The sequence below is a fragment of the Bradyrhizobium sp. 482_C4_N1_8 genome (assembly GCF_052075965.1).
GTDB lineage: Bacteria > Pseudomonadota > Alphaproteobacteria > Rhizobiales > Xanthobacteraceae > Bradyrhizobium > Bradyrhizobium barranii.
Genome location: NZ_CP197231.1, coordinates 7,723,960 through 7,738,412 on the forward strand (window position 1 = coordinate 7,723,960; position 14,453 = coordinate 7,738,412).

Genomic DNA, 14,453 nt, shown 5'->3' on the forward strand with positions numbered 1-14,453 from the left:
CCACCCTCACAATGCGAGCCCTCATAGTCCGAGGCACTCGCGGATATCCAACATGCTGCGCCGGAGCCACGTCTTCACCGTGTTGACGGGCGCGGCGAATTTTTCCGCCAATTGCTCGCGGCTCCAGCCGTTGTAATAGGCGAGAAGCACGAGCCTCTGACGATCCGGCTCGAGCCGGCCGATGCATTCCAGGAGCCGCTTCAACTCCTCGGTCATCTCCCTCCGCGCCAGCGGATCGGGGCTGTCGGCAGCGACTTCCATTGCCTGCGGCTCTTCCTCGATAGAGACTTCCGTCTTCTTGCGCACGATGTCGATGGCGCGGTTGCGCGCGATCGATGCCATCCATGTGATCGGTGACGACAAGGCCGGATTGAACTGGCCGGCGCCGTTCCAGATCTTGACGTAGGTCTCCTGAATGACCTCCTCTGCGAGATCCTGTCGGCGCAAGATACGGAGCACAACGCCGTAGAGTTTCGCGCGCGTGGCGACGTAGAGGCGCTCGAACGCGGCCTGATCGCCCCTGGCGACCGCCTCAATCAGCCCGACCAGCTCTGCTGGCGTCAGCATTCAGCCCCCCACACACGGCCTGTCGCGTTCGGCGCAGGCCCTGGCACTCCGCTACCATAGCGCGCGGCAAAGCCCATCACCAAGGGGCGGCGCGCCACACTGTGGATAGCAAACGCGAAACCCGGACCTTGCGGGTCCGGGTTCGACGAATTCTCGGCTGTTGGACCGCTGGTTGCGTCGTCAGGCGACGGCGCCGATGCGGGCGCGCATCAGGCCGATGCTGTCGAGGTCGGCCTGCTCGCGGGCGTTTTCTTCGGCGCGCTCGCGGGCCTGGTCACGCTCGTCGAGGAGCTCGACCTTCTTCAGTTCCTCGAAGGCTTCGGCCAGCGCGGCCTTGGCTTCGTCGAGCTGGCCCTTCAGTTCGTCGGCCGAGCGGGTCAGGTTCTCACGGCGCTGAATCGCGGCCTTGGCATAGGTCGGATAAGCGAAGTGCGAGGGATCGTTGATCCCGGCACGCTCCTGCTCGGTCGTGATCTCGCGTTCAAGATCGGTCGACATCCGCTGGAAGTCGGCGATCATGGTCTCGATCTGGGTGACCCGGCGGCGCTTCTCGTCGACCTGAAATTTCTTCAGGCGGATGAGGGTATCACGTGACTTCATCGACTCATACTCCCCAGAAGTCCCCTGGCTGCACGTGGGACGTCACCGGTCTCCCCACAGGCCCGATTGAGGCCAAGACCGGCTCTGCTACTCTGTGAGAGCGGATGATGACCTGACAAAGTTAGCGTTCCGTTTCCAAATCACCGAGGATTTGCGCCAACTGGCGGTAGCCGTCCGCCAGTGATGCATTTTCGTCCTTGCGCTGGCGAAGGAACGCCTCCAGCGGCTCGTGCAGCCGGATCGCCTCGTCCACCTCGGGGCTGGAGCCGGCCCGGTAGGCCCCGAGCCGGATCAATTCCTCCATGTCGGCATAGGTCGCCATCACCTGGCGGGCCCGCTGGATGGTCGGCCAGAACTGCGGATCGGCCGATTTCGGCATGGTGCGGGAGACGGATTTGAGGATGTTGATGGCGGGGTAGCGGCCGCGCTCTGCGATCGAGCGCTGCATCACGATATGGCCGTCGAGGATGCCGCGGACGGCATCCGCAATCGGCTCGTTATGGTCGTCGCCGTCGACCAGCACCGTGAAGATCGCGGTGATCGCCCCCTCGCCCAGGCCCGGCCCCGCGCGCTCCAGAAGCTTCGGCAGCTCGGTGAACACGGTCGGCGTATAGCCCTTGGCGGTCGGCGGCTCGCCGGCGGACAGGCCGATCTCGCGCTGGGCCATGGCGAAGCGCGTCACCGAGTCCATCAGGCACAGCACGTCCTTGTCCTCGTCGCGGAAATATTCGGCCACCGCGAGCGTCAGATAGGCGGCCTGGCGCCGCATCAGCGCCGGCTCGTCCGAGGTCGCGACCACCACGACCGAGCGCGCCAGGCCCTCCTCGCCGAGATCGTCCTGCAAAAATTCCTGGACCTCGCGGCCGCGTTCGCCGATCAGCCCGATGACGCTGACCGCGGCATCGACGTTGCGCGCGAGCATCGACAGCAGCACCGATTTGCCGACGCCGGACCCTGCGAAAATGCCCATGCGCTGGCCGCGGCAGCAGGTGAGGAACGTGTTCATCGCACGCACGCCGAGATCGAGCGGGGCGCCGACGCGCTTGCGCGAATGCGCCGGCGGCGGCGAATTGCGGTATGGCATCGGCGCCGGGCCCTGCGGCAATGGCCCCTTGCCGTCGATCGGCTCGCCCAGCGCGTTGACGACGCGGCCGAGCCAGGCCGACGACGGACGCACTTGATTGGCCGCATTGGCGATGACGGCCTTGCAGCCGCGGCGCACCCCGTCCAGGCCGGCGAACGGCATCACGACAGCGTTGTTGCCGGAGAAGCCGATCACCTCGCAGGGAATGGAACGGTTCGCGCCGGTTTCGATCACGAGCCGCGCACCGACCGACATCGCGTGAATGGGTCCGGCCACTTCGACCATCAGGCCGCGAACGCCGACCACACGGCCATAAATGTTGACGCCGTCGATGTCGCCGATCTGTTCGGCAAGAGCCTTCATCAGGGGCGCGCCTTTAATAAGAGGACCTTCATAAGGTGATCGCCTCCGATCCCGGGCTTCATGGCGAAAGACTTAAGTTTCGCCATATTTCTGAACGGCGCTTAACTTCGTGTTTACCCGCATCGTTAATCATTGCGTCACTGTCTTTGTGACTGAGCGTGACTCCCCTTCAGAAGAAGGCTGAGTCGCGGGAGTCGGTTAGGCCCGTCTCTTAAAGTGGAACTTGAACGATACGGGGTGACGAAAGCTGCTTCGCGCGCAAGACCTTAGGGCGATTCGACAAAAATTGCACCGGGGGGACTTGCGTTCCAGAATCAGAGTTTGTTAACCATCTGTTGTCAGGATCCGAATCAGTTGTTCAAAGGCGTTTTGTTGAGTGCCGCGAATGCGGCCGACCTGACGCCCAGGAGCGGCGACTATGGGGAACTGGCATGCGCGTTTTGCTGATTGAAGATGACAGCGCCGTCGCGCAGTCGATCGAGCTGATGCTGAAGTCTGAGAGCTTCAACGTCTACACGACCGATTTGGGGGAAGAAGGCGTCGATCTCGGTAAGTTATACGATTACGACATTATTCTTCTCGACCTCAACCTGCCCGACATGTCCGGCTACGACGTGCTCAAGCAGCTCCGGGTCTCCAAGATCAAGACACCGATTCTGATCCTCTCCGGCCTCGCCGGCATCGAGGACAAGGTCAAGGGTCTCGGCGTCGGCGCCGACGACTACATGACCAAGCCCTTCCACAAGGACGAGCTGGTGGCCCGCATCCACGCGATCGTGCGCCGCTCCAAGGGTCACGCCCAGTCGGTCATCCAGACCGGCGACCTCGTCGTCAACCTCGACACCAAGACGGTGGAAGTCGGCGGCCAGCGCGTGCATCTGACCGGCAAGGAATACCAGATGCTGGAGCTCCTCTCGCTCCGCAAGGGTACGACCCTCACCAAGGAAATGTTCCTCAACCATCTCTATGGCGGCATGGACGAGCCCGAGCTGAAGATCATCGACGTCTTCATCTGCAAGCTCCGCAAGAAGCTCGCCAACGCTTCCGAGGGCCGCAACTTCATCGAGACCGTGTGGGGCCGCGGCTATGTGCTGCGCGAGCCGCACGAGCACGAAGAGCGCATTCCCGCCTGATCACTAAGTTTACGTCGCGAGCCCCCGGGGCTCGCTCCTCCCAGCCTGGACCCCGCCGCAAATGGCGGGGTTTTGTTTTTTGGGACGCCAACGCGGCCTCATCGTCCTTGCGCCATTGAACCGCTATCCTCCCCCCGCCGACGAATGGTCGCTGCACGATGGGGGAACGATGATCCTGCAATCACTGGCCGGCCTGCCCGCCTTCCTGGTCTATTTCTGCACCGGCCTGATCGCGATCGTGGCGTATCTGTTCGTCTACACCCGCATCACCCCGCACAACGAGTTCCAGCTCATCCGCGACAACGAGCCGGCCGCCGCGATCGCGCTCGGTCTCAGCCTGCTCGGCTTCGTGGCGCCATTGGTCAGCGCGATCGCGCATTCGGCCAATGTGCTGGACTGCCTGATCTGGGCGGTCATCGCGTTGATCGTGCAGATCATCGTGCTCTTTCTGGTGAAGGTCCCGGTGCCGAACCTGTCGGCGCGGATTGCCGCAGGCGAGCTTGCGCCGGCGATCTGGCTCGGGCTGTCCTCCCTCGCGGCGGGCCTGTTGAACGCCGCCTGCATGATCTACTGACATGGCCAAACCCTCCAAAAAGGAGTTCGGCAAGCGCCGGCCGGCGCCCGTGGCGCCGCCATCGGGGCCGCCGGTGAAGCGCTCCGGCCATGTCGCGCTGCTGGTGATGGGCACGATCGCGGTCGGCACCACCGCCTACACGCTGATGCCGCGGCAGCACTGCGAGCCCTCGCCAGGAGCCGTGCCGGGCCAGACGACCACGACGTGCAGCAGTAGCAGCAGTTCATCGGGCGGCAGCAGCTCGCGCTGGTCGTCGCGATCGAGCTTCTTCAGCAGCGATTCCTCGAGCCATTCCTCATCGGGCACCTCTTCGGACTCAGGCTCCAGCAGCGTGAGCCGTGGCGGCTTCGGCTCGTTCGGCCATGGCTTCTCGGGCGGCGGCTAGCGCATGATCCGGAAAAGCGGCCACCGATTTTCCCTCGCGACAAACGCGGAACGCGTTTGCGCGGAGATCATGCGCAGGAAATAACATGCGACGCATCGTCTGCCCCGAGCGCGACGACTGGCGGCAGACCGCCGAACAATGCGGCTTCGCCTTCCACACCATCGACGGCGAACGCTATTGGGACGAGAGCGCCTATTACGCCTTCACGCTCGACGAGATCGAGCGCGGCATCGAGACGCCGACAGCCGAGATCGACGCGATGTGCATCGAGCTTGCCGGCCGCGTGATCGGTGACGAGCGCTATCTGCGACGCTTGAAGATTCCGGAGGCATTCTGGAGCTTGATCGCCGAGAGCTGGGAGCGCGACGACCGCAGCCTCTATGGCCGGCTCGATCTGAAGTTCGACGGACAGTCGCCTGCAAAGCTGCTCGAATACAACGCGGATACGCCGACCTCGATTTTCGAGGCTGCGGTGTTTCAATGGACCTGGCTCGAACAGGCGATCGAACGCCGCATCATTCCGGCGCGCGCCGACCAGTTCAACTCCATCCACGAGCGGCTGATCGCGGCGTGGAAGGAGATTGCCGCAGGCCGCCATGTCCATCTCACCGGCACCACCGGCAACGAGGAAGACGCCGGCACGCTCGCTTATCTCGAGGACACCGCGCGCCAGGCGGGGCTCTCGACCAGACTGCTCGACATCGAGGAGATCGGCTGGCGCGACGAGCCTGGCGGCTTCGTCGATCTCGACGACGGCGACATCGCGCTCGCCTTCAAGCTCTATCCCTGGGAATGGATGTTCCACGACGCCTTCGGCGCCAAGCTGATGAGTGCGCCGACACGCTGGATCGAGCCGCCGTGGAAGGCGGTGCTCTCCAACAAGGGCATTTTGCCGCTGCTCTGGGAGATGTTTCCGAACCATCCCAATCTGCTGCCGGCCTTCTTCGAGGACGACGCGCGGGCAGCCGAGCTCGGCAGCTCCTACGTCCGCAAGCCGCTGCTGTCGCGCGAAGGCGCCAATGTCACGCTGGTGTCCGGAGGCACGCCGCTCGACGAGCAGGCAGGCCCCTACGGCGCAGAAGGTTTCGTGCGGCAGGCGCTGTCGCCGCTGCCGAATTTCTCGGGCTTCTATGTGGTGGTGGGAAGCTGGCTGGTGAACCACGAGCCATGCGGCCTGTCGATCCGCGAGGACGAGAGCCCGATCACCGGCAACCGCTCGCGGTTTCTGCCGCATGGGATTTTGTGAAATGCGCTCGCGACCTCATCGGAACGGGACGCGAGCGCAGAGACTTGCGTGCTTACTCAGGGTGTCTTGACGATGAATCTCCCGTCGTAGAGGCCCGCGCCCTTGAAGCCGGCTTGCGCACTTTCGAAGCCGCCCGTGCCCGTCGCGTTTGCATACGCCCCGGTGCCCGACAGGATCGTGTATTCGCCTTTCGCCCGACCATCCTTGATCGCGCCGGCGTAGCGCGCCGTGATCGAGGATCCGTCGTCGAAGGTGTAGGTGCTGTAGCCGTAGATGGGTCCTGAGCCCTTGATCAGGTCGGCGGAGTGGACGAAGTCCTTCACCGCAACGCGGCCGTCCTTGAAGAAGGCAACGCCAAACATTTTGCCAGACATGACCGTCTGACCTTCGACGTTCGCGACCTCGGTGACCTTTAAGTCCATCGGCTTGGTGACAAGCTTGAATTCGAGGACCTGCTCGCCAGCGAGAGCAGTGGCGGGCAACGAAAGCGCCGCGAACAAGAAATACGAGGCACAAGACATTCGCATGGTATGTCCTCCTCAGTACAATTCATGATGGAATGAAATCCCGCCTCGGTTCGGCGGGACCATCGCCAGCATAGCACAACCGTCAGATGCTGATCAGGGCCGCGATTGCATTGCATCGCGGCACGAGCTCTATTGCGCGGTAGTCGAGTAATCCGCAATGCTCAAACGCGTGTGAAGCGTCACGCACTCTGACGGAACGATATCCGCCAGTTGTTGCCGATCATTCGCGACGACGGCGTTCAGTGAGATTGCCTGTCGTTCGGCGAATCACCTCGCCGCTGCGATTTTCAGCGGCTGCGGCATCAATCCGCCCATCGGACGGCCGGAGCGCGCGGGATTGAGCTGATAGAGACCGCGGCGCTCGGTGATCGGGCGGAACGCGTCGGTGATGCCGACGACGGATTCGGCGGCGCCAAGCAGCAGCGTACCGTCGGCTTCCAGTCCCTTCGCCATGCGCTCGAAGATCACGGCCTTGGTGTCCTGGTCGAAATAGATCAGAACGTTGCGGCAGAAGATCACGTCGAACGTGCCGAGATGGGAGAAGTCCTGCAACAGATTGAGCTGACGGAACTGCACCATCGCGCGAATGTCGGCATTGAGCTGCCAGAGCTCGCCGACTTGCGTGAAGTATTTCATCAGGTGCTGGATCGGCAGGCCGCGCTGCACCTCGAACTGGCTGTAGATGCCAGCCCTGGATTTCTCCAGCACCTCCTGCGACAGATCGGTGGCGACGATCTCGATGCGCCAGCCGGCGAAGGCCGCGCCCATCTCCTTCACGCACATCGCGATCGAATAGGGCTCCTGCCCGGTCGACGAGGCCGCCGACCAGATGCGGAGCGACCTGCGCGCCGCGCGCGCCTGGAGCAGGCCCGGCAGGATGGTTTCGCGCAGATGATCGAACGGGATCTTGTCGCGGTAGAAGAAGGTCTCGTTGGTGGTCATCGCTTCGACCACGTCGGTCGCAAGCCGGCCGTCGCCGTTCCTGATCTTCAGCACGAGATCGGGAATCCCGGGCAAGCTCGCCTTGCGGGCAAGCGGCAGCAGCCGGCTCTCGACGAGATACTGCTTGTCGGCGGAGAGATCGAGGCCGGAGCGCTCTTTCAGGAACTTGCGCAGATATTCGTAGTCAACCGGCGTCACGAGCGGTCTCCCGCGAACAGGCGGTTGACCTTGGCGCCGATCTGGTTGAGCGGCAGGATCGCCGCGCAGATGCCGGCATTGGCCGCCGCGCCCGGCATGCCCCAGACCACACTGGAGGCTTCGTCCTGCGCGATCACGTTGCCGCCGGCGGCGACGATGTCCTTGCCGCCGCGCATGCCGTCCGAGCCCATGCCCGTCAGGATCACCGAGAGGATGTTACCGTGCCAGATGTCGATGGCGGAGGTGAACAGCGGATCGACCGCGGGCTTGCAGAAATTGACGGCGGGACCGTCGTCGAGCGCGATCGCCGCGTCAGCGCCGCTGCGCACGACACGCATGTGCTTGCCGCCGGGCGCGAGGTAGATCCGTCCCGGCTTCACCGGCTCGCCGTCGACCGCCTCGGCCGCCGGCTTGCGGCTCGCGCGCGCCAGGTGCTCGGCGAGAATGGTGGTGAAGGTCGGCGGCATGTGCTGGGTGATCAGCACCGGGAAGCGGTCGATCACCGGGCCGAGCTCGGTGACGAGCGCCATCAGCGCCTGCGGACCGCCGGTCGAGGAGCCGATCAACAGCACCTTCGGTGCGTGGGCCGAGAACGGGCGCGTGGACAGCACCCCAGACGACGGCGCATGCAGGGTCGGTGCGGGCGCGGCGGGCCGCACGACAGCCGGCGCACGTGCAGCCGGGGTCGCTGGCGCCAGCGGCGGGCTCGCGACTGCGGGCCTGCGGCGCAGCCGCGCGCCGAGGTGACGGATCTTCTGGATCAGGTCGTGATGAAAGATGTCCGCGGCCGACGCTTCGCGTGTCGACTCCGGCTTCGGAATGTAGTCCGCCGCACCGAGCGACAGCGCCTTGAAGCTGATCTCCGCGTTACGGCGGGTCAGCGTCGAGGCCATGATGATGACGAGATCGCGCTTCTTCGCCAGCAGTTGCGGCAGCGCCGAGATGCCGTCGAGCTCGGGCATTTCGATGTCGAGCACGGCAACGTCGGGATTGATGCGTTCGAGCTGGTTGACCGCCTCGAGCCCGGTGCGCAGCGAGGCCGCGACCTCCATGTCATGCTCGGCACCGATCCAGCGCGAGATCAGACCGCGTATGACGACCGAGTCGTCGACGACCATCACCCGCAGCGGCCCGGCGTCGCGCGACGGACCCGTGGTCGAATTACCTGCGAACGCAACACTCATTACTCACCAACTCAGACTGAAACGGTTCAGTTGAAACAATCGCCGAAGGATCCGTTCAGCCTCCGGATGTTCGCTCAGATAAGCCCGACTTCCTGGAATTTCGCCGTCACGATGTCCTTGTCGAAGGGCTTCATGATGTATTCATTGGCGCCGGCGTGCAGCGCACGGGCGATGTGCGCGACGTCGTTCTCGGTGGTGCAGAACACCACCTTGGGCTGGTCACCGCCGGGCATCCGCCGGAGATGGCCAAGGAATTCGTAGCCGTCCATGACCGGCATGTTCCAGTCAAGCAGCACGGCATCGGGCAAGCCGCGCTTGCAGGCCTCCAGTGCCTTCTCACCGTCCTCGGCTTCGAGAATCTGGAAGTCGAGGCCCTCCAGGATCCGGCGCGCAACCTTGCGGATGACGCTGGAATCATCAACGACGAGACAAGTGCGCATGTGAACCTCTGCTTCCTACCCCCTTGTGGGGATACTTCCAATTGCGAGTCCGTCGGCGGCGATGCCGCCGTATCAGGCCGCCATCATCTCGGGCGCGAGCTCGAGGACGCGATCGACGTCGAGGACGACCATGAGCTGGCCGTCGAGGCGGTGGACGCCGCCGGCGAGCTTGGCCATGCGGGGATCGAGGTTGACGGGGTTCTCTTCCATGCCGGCCTCGGCAAGCCGCAGCACTTCGCCGATCTGGTCGATCAGGAGGCCGTAGGATTCACCGCGCAGGTCGACGCCGACCGCCATCGGGGTCTTGCCGTCCTCGGGCTTGGGCAGGCCGAGCCGGGCGCGCATGTCGACCACGGTGACGATGCGGCCGCGCAGGTTCAGCACGCCCGCGATCTCGCGCGAGGACAAGGGAACGCGGGTGACGCGCTCGGGCATGAACACGTCCTGGACGCGGGAGATCGGCAGGCCGAACAGCTGGCCGCCGATCATCGCGGTGACGTATTCGACCATGGCGCCTTCGCCGATCTGCGTCTTCTTGTTGCTCATAGCGGTATCTCCTGATCCCCAGTGCCGTTACGCCGCTGCCCGGCTCAGCTCGGAGGCGCCGGCGGCGCCCGCGGTCTGTTCCTTCAGCGCCGCGATCAGACCGGGACGGTCGAACTTGGCGACATAGTCGTGGAAGCCGGCCTGACGGCCGCGCTCGATCGCCGCCGGCGACACCAGCGCGGACAGGCCGATGATCGGCATCGCGCCCAGATTGGTGTCGGAGCGGATCACTTCGGCGAACTCGAACCCGTTCATGTCGGGCATCTCGATGTCGGTCAGGACCACGTCGAAGCTCTGCGCACGCAGTGCAGCCAGGCCCTCCTGCGCGGTCGGCGCGGTGCGGACGCGGTAGCCGGCCGCCTTCAGCACGGGGGCCAGCATGTTGCGGAAGAAGGCCGAGTCGTCGACCAGCAACACCGACTGCGAGTGCTGCGACGGCTTCATCTCCTTGCGGGTGAACCAGTCGGCGAACGCCATCGGCAGGAAGTGGCCGACGTCGATCACCTCGGTGGCCTGGCCCTTGATCACGGCCGAGCCGAGGATGCCGGAGGCGGAGCCGCCGACCTCGATGTTGAGCCGTTCCTCGACGATGTCGATGATCTCGTCGACGACGAGGCCCATGGAGCGGCCGTCGTCCGCAAACACCAGGATCGGCTGGGCGCCCTGGCTGGCGATGGTGACGCTCTCCATGGCGACGAGCGGCATCAGCTGCTCGCGGTACTGCACCATGTAGCGGCCGTTGCTGAACTCGATCTTGTCGGCCGGGAGCTCCTCCAGACGGGTGACGAGCCCGAGCGGGACTGCCTTGGGCTGGCTGGAGCCGGCGCGGAAGACGAGGAGCGAGGTGGTCTGCTCGCCACTTCCGATGTGATGCGCCCCGTTCTCGTCGCCCATGTCATGGGCCGAGGAGCCGGCGGCGCCGAGCGCCTTGGCAATGCCGTTGGGATCGATGATCATGATAACAGCGCCATCGCCCAGAATGGTGTTGCCGGAGAACATGTCGATGTGACGCAGCTTCGTCGACATCGGCTTGACCACGATCTCTTCGGTGTGGAACACGCCGTCGACGACGATGCCAAAGGTCTGGCTGCCGACCTGGGTCACGACGATAAAGCCGTTCTCGGGATCGGAGGCCGCGCCGTCGTCGATCTTCAAGAGCTTCTTGAGGTGGATCAGCGGCAGCAGCTTGTTGCGCAGGCGCAGGACGGCGGTGTCCTTGATACGCTCGATGCGGTGCTCGCTGTTGGCGCGGGCACGGACGAGCTCGACCACCGAGAGCTGCGGGATCGCGAAGCGGTCGCCGGCGGCCTCGACGATCAGCGCCGAGACAATGGCCAAGGTCAGCGGGATCTTGATGGTGACGGAGGAGCCCTCGCCGGCCACCGACTTGATGTCGATGGTGCCGCCGATCTGGTCGATATTGGTGCGCACCACGTCCATGCCGACGCCGCGGCCGGAGACCGAGGTGATGGCGGCCGCGGTTGAGAAGCCCGGCGCGAAGATGAACTTGTGGATCTGGGCTTCGCTCATCTTCTCGAGCTCGGCCTCGGTGACGAGACCGGAGGAGATCGCCTTGGCCTTGATCCTCTCGGTGTTGAGGCCGCGGCCGTTGTCGGCGATGCAGATGATGATGTGACCGCCCTCGTGATAGGCGGACAGGCGGATGGTGCCCTGCTCGCCCTTGCCGGACGCGAGCCGCTCGGCGGGGGTCTCCAGGCCGTGGTCGGCGGAGTTGCGCACCATGTGGGTGAGCGGGTCCTTGATCAGGTCGAGCACCTGGCGGTCGAGCTCGGTGTCGGCGCCGTGCATCTCCAGCTCGATCTGCTTGCCGAGTTCGCTCGAGAGATCGCGGACGATGCGGGGCAGCTTCTGCCAGGCATTGCCGATCGGCTGCATGCGCGTCTTCATGACGCCTTCCTGCAGCTCGGCGGTGACGTTGGACAGGCGCTGCAACGGCACCTTGAACTCGGTGTCCTCGTTGCGGCGGGAGATCTCCAGCAGCTGGTTGCGGGTCAGGACCAGCTCGGAGACCATGGTCATCAGATGCTCCAGCGTATCCACGTTGACGCGGATCGACTGGTTGGCGATGCTGGCGCCTTCGCCTGCATTCTCGTCGGCCGTCGACTTCTTCGGCGCGGCCTTTTCCTTGGCGGGCTTCGCAGCTTCCTTGGCGGCGAGCGCCGGAGCTTCAGCAGCCGGCGCGGGCTCGGCCTTGGCGACAGGAGCCGGCGCTTCGATCGCGGTCTCGCGGAAGGCGCGCTCGAGCTCGTCGAGCGAGACTTCGCCCGGACGCAGCGGACGCTCTAGGGTCTGGTCGATCAGCGAACCCTGCGTCATCTCTTTGGCAGGTGCGGCCTTGGCTTCGGCCGGAGCTTCCGGCACCAGCGGCGGCGCTTCAGCAACGGGAGCAGCGCTGCCAGCCGCCATTGCGGCCATGCCCTGCTCAACCATCGCTTCCAGCTTGTCGATGAGATCGCGGTCGGTGCCCTCGGGCTCGGCTTCGGTCGCCTCGAGGCCTGCGAGGATCTCCTTGATGCGGTCGATCGAGGACAGGATCACCGTCACGGCCTGCCCCGTCACCGGCATGCCGTCGCGGAATTTGCCCATCAGCGTCTCGCCGGCATGTGCCAGCGCTTCAAGCCGCGGCAGGCCGAGGAAGCCGCACGTGCCCTTGATGGTGTGGACCAGGCGGAAGATGTTATCCAGGATCTTGGCGTTGTTCGGCTCCTGCTCGAACTTCACCAGCTGATTGTCGACGGTGTCCAGGCTCTCGCTGGTCTCCGTCAAAAACTCCCGCAACAGATCATCCATGAAAACAGGCCTTCATACAGGGAGGGCGCGCACGACTTGTGATGCGCCATTTCGGAATGGGGCCAGCTTCACCGCAAAGCGTTTAATAATGGTTGAGTATGTGCAAAAGAACGGAACCAACAAAGAGATAAGGCGCTCCGGACAAGCCGAAGCGCCTTGTAAAGATTCGATTAACGTTTGAGGGCGGCGGCGCGCTTACGACGCGGTAATGGTGATCGCTTCGCCCTCGTGCGCGAGCCTCACGGTGAGCCCGCAAGCCTCCGCCAACAGCCGCGTATAATAAGGCTGGATCGCGTGCGCATCCGCGGCCGGGCCGCGCTCTCCGCTCAGGAGCTCGGAGATGTTCTGCGGCAGGCGCGCATTATGACCGGTCGCGGTGACGCGGAAGCTCATGGTCTCGCCGTCACCGATCGGGTCGATCGTCAGCATGCCGCCGCGCGGGATCGTGTGCTGGGAAACAACCAGCATATTGAGCAGCAGCTTGACGCGATTCTTCGGCAGCAAGAGCCGCGGCAGATTCCAGGTGATCGAGCACTTGCCGTCCTCGATGTGGCCGCGCGCCATGGTCTGGGCATCGCCGAGGTCGATCTGCGCGCCGGACGAGCCGGCCGCGCCGAAGGCCAGGCGACAGAACTGGAGGCGGGCGGAGGCGGTTTTCGCGCTCTTGCGGATCAAATCGAGCGCGAACTCGCGATCCTCGGGCTTGGGATCGTCGTCGAGCACTTCGAGCCCATTGACGATGGCTCCGACAGGGCTGATGAGATCGTGGCAGACCCGCGAGCACAGGAGCGCGGCGAGTTCGAGCGCATCTGGAGCGGTAGCGGTACCGGGTGACGAAGCGTCAGACATAAAGGGTTCCTGGAATTGCACGGCGCGGACGCGGCGAATCACGCATGCTTGACGAATGCCGCAGGTTCTAACATTCGCAAGCCCGTGGCAGCTAGCTTGCGATCGGCTCGAAGCGGCCCTAAAGCCGCGGCGAATCAGTCGAGTAGGATGGAATTGCCGATGAATGAGGCATGCAGGTGAAACGGATCATCGACGGCCCGGCCGCCTCCCACCTGATGGAGCCGCTCACCGCGCTGGTGGTAAAGGCGGGCGAAGCGATCCTCGCGGTCAACCGCGCAGCGATGCGGGTCGACGGCAAGCAGGACGGCTCGCCGGTCACCGAGGCCGATCTCGCCGCCGACCGCATCATCGCTGACGGCCTGGCGCAGCTTGCGGGCGACGTGCCGACGTTGTCGGAAGAGCGGACCCAGCTCGCCTCGCCGCCATTCCGCGACAGCTTCTTCCTGATCGACCCGCTCGACGGCACCAAGGAGTTCGTCGCCGGCCGCGACGAGTTCACCGTCAACCTCGCCCTCGTGACCGAAGGCGTGCCGCTGCTGGGCATCGTAGCCGCGCCCGCACTCGGCCTGCTCTGGCGCGGCATCGTCGGCCGCGGCGCCGAGCGCGTCAGGTTCGACGGCGTGAACATCGGTGCTGCCGAACCGGTCCGCACCCGCACGCTGCCGACGCAGGGCGAGCCCTGGATCGCGGCGGTGAGCCGTTCCCATGGCGACCTCAGAAGCGAGGCGTTCATCGACGGCCGGCCCAATGCGGTCAGGAAGACGGTCGGCTCGGCGGTGAAATTCGGACGGATCGCAGAGGGCAGCGCCGACATCTATCCCCGCTTCGGACCCACTTGCGAATGGGATGTCGGGGCGGGCTGCGCGGTCGTGACGGCGGCAGGCGGCAAGGTCACCGACGGCAACGGTGGCGAGCTCCGATTCGGCCAGCGCGGCGACACCGGCTTCATCATCCCGGAGTTCATCGCCTGGGGCGATCCGCGGGCGGCAGGCTGCTACTGACTG

15 protein-coding genes are annotated in these 14,453 nt (G+C 64.7%); 5 read left to right on the forward strand and 10 right to left on the reverse strand.

Annotation, left to right across the window (positions count from 1 at the left end):
• Positions 1 to 21 precede the first annotated feature (21 nt).
• The 3 genes from AB7Z56_RS36570 to fliI all read right to left on the reverse strand — a co-directional run bounded on the left by AB7Z56_RS36570 (position 22) and on the right by fliI (position 2,614).
• On the reverse strand, positions 22 to 567 hold the full coding sequence (locus AB7Z56_RS36570) for a sigma-70 family RNA polymerase sigma factor (RefSeq protein WP_063985397.1): 546 nt from the start codon (positions 565 to 567) through the stop codon (positions 22 to 24).
• Between the two features lie 180 nt (positions 568 to 747).
• Positions 748 to 1,167, reverse strand: coding sequence for a flagellar export protein FliJ (fliJ, locus tag AB7Z56_RS36575; RefSeq protein ID WP_008138882.1), 420 nt, complete (start codon positions 1,165 to 1,167; stop codon positions 748 to 750).
• Between the two features lie 121 nt (positions 1,168 to 1,288).
• Positions 1,289 to 2,614 (reverse strand): flagellar protein export ATPase FliI, encoded by a 1,326-nt coding sequence (gene fliI / locus AB7Z56_RS36580; RefSeq protein ID WP_038936482.1) that lies wholly within the window; start codon positions 2,612 to 2,614, stop codon positions 1,289 to 1,291.
• A 431-nt stretch (positions 2,615 to 3,045) separates the two neighbouring features.
• Between fliI and ctrA the strand changes: the two genes are divergently transcribed.
• The 4 genes from ctrA to AB7Z56_RS36600 all read left to right on the forward strand — a co-directional run bounded on the left by ctrA (position 3,046) and on the right by AB7Z56_RS36600 (position 5,952).
• Entirely contained in the window at positions 3,046 to 3,747 is a 702-nt protein-coding gene (gene ctrA / locus AB7Z56_RS36585; RefSeq protein WP_008138878.1) for a response regulator transcription factor CtrA, read from the forward strand.
• Between the two features lie 169 nt (positions 3,748 to 3,916).
• A complete protein-coding gene (locus AB7Z56_RS36590; RefSeq protein ID WP_014497691.1) occupies positions 3,917 to 4,321 on the forward strand; it encodes a DUF350 domain-containing protein in 405 nt (134 codons plus the stop codon).
• Between the two features lies 1 nt (position 4,322).
• Complete coding sequence (locus AB7Z56_RS36595; protein ID WP_063985398.1) at positions 4,323 to 4,706, forward strand: hypothetical protein; 384 nt, start codon at positions 4,323 to 4,325, stop codon at positions 4,704 to 4,706.
• A gap of 85 nt (positions 4,707 to 4,791) precedes the next feature.
• A complete protein-coding gene (locus tag AB7Z56_RS36600) occupies positions 4,792 to 5,952 on the forward strand; it encodes a glutathionylspermidine synthase family protein (RefSeq protein WP_231144257.1) in 1,161 nt (386 codons plus the stop codon).
• A 56-nt stretch (positions 5,953 to 6,008) separates the two neighbouring features.
• Here the strand turns inward: AB7Z56_RS36600 and AB7Z56_RS36605 are convergent, their stop codons facing one another.
• From AB7Z56_RS36605 to chpT, 7 genes are all read right to left on the reverse strand, one after another.
• On the reverse strand, positions 6,009 to 6,452 hold the full coding sequence (locus tag AB7Z56_RS36605) for a hypothetical protein (protein ID WP_231144256.1): 444 nt from the start codon (positions 6,450 to 6,452) through the stop codon (positions 6,009 to 6,011).
• Between the two features lie 294 nt (positions 6,453 to 6,746).
• Positions 6,747 to 7,619, reverse strand: a complete 873-nt coding sequence (locus tag AB7Z56_RS36610; protein WP_063979740.1) for a CheR family methyltransferase — start codon at positions 7,617 to 7,619, stop codon at positions 6,747 to 6,749.
• Positions 7,616 to 8,803: a protein-glutamate methylesterase/protein-glutamine glutaminase gene (locus AB7Z56_RS36615; RefSeq protein ID WP_063979739.1), complete on the reverse strand. Its 1,188-nt coding sequence runs from the start codon at positions 8,801 to 8,803 to the stop codon at positions 7,616 to 7,618. The genes AB7Z56_RS36610 and AB7Z56_RS36615 overlap by 4 nt, the downstream gene beginning before the upstream one ends.
• Positions 8,804 to 8,877: 74 nt before the next feature.
• Positions 8,878 to 9,243 carry a response regulator gene (locus AB7Z56_RS36620; RefSeq protein WP_007600538.1) on the reverse strand — a complete coding sequence of 122 codons (366 nt, stop codon included), beginning with the start codon at positions 9,241 to 9,243 and terminating at the stop codon, positions 8,878 to 8,880.
• A gap of 72 nt (positions 9,244 to 9,315) precedes the next feature.
• Positions 9,316 to 9,789, reverse strand: a complete 474-nt coding sequence (locus AB7Z56_RS36625; protein WP_063979738.1) for a chemotaxis protein CheW — start codon at positions 9,787 to 9,789, stop codon at positions 9,316 to 9,318.
• 27 nt (positions 9,790 to 9,816) lie between these two features.
• Positions 9,817 to 12,600, reverse strand: coding sequence for a hybrid sensor histidine kinase/response regulator (locus tag AB7Z56_RS36630; protein ID WP_441256755.1), 2,784 nt, complete (start codon positions 12,598 to 12,600; stop codon positions 9,817 to 9,819).
• A 195-nt stretch (positions 12,601 to 12,795) separates the two neighbouring features.
• Positions 12,796 to 13,449: a histidine phosphotransferase ChpT gene (chpT, locus tag AB7Z56_RS36635; protein ID WP_063985400.1), complete on the reverse strand. Its 654-nt coding sequence runs from the start codon at positions 13,447 to 13,449 to the stop codon at positions 12,796 to 12,798.
• Positions 13,450 to 13,619: 170 nt separating this feature from the next.
• On the opposite strand from chpT, the gene AB7Z56_RS36640 reads away from it, so the two are divergent.
• Positions 13,620 to 14,450, forward strand: coding sequence for a 3'(2'),5'-bisphosphate nucleotidase CysQ family protein (locus tag AB7Z56_RS36640; protein WP_187387813.1), 831 nt, complete (start codon positions 13,620 to 13,622; stop codon positions 14,448 to 14,450).
• Positions 14,451 to 14,453 lie beyond the last annotated feature (3 nt).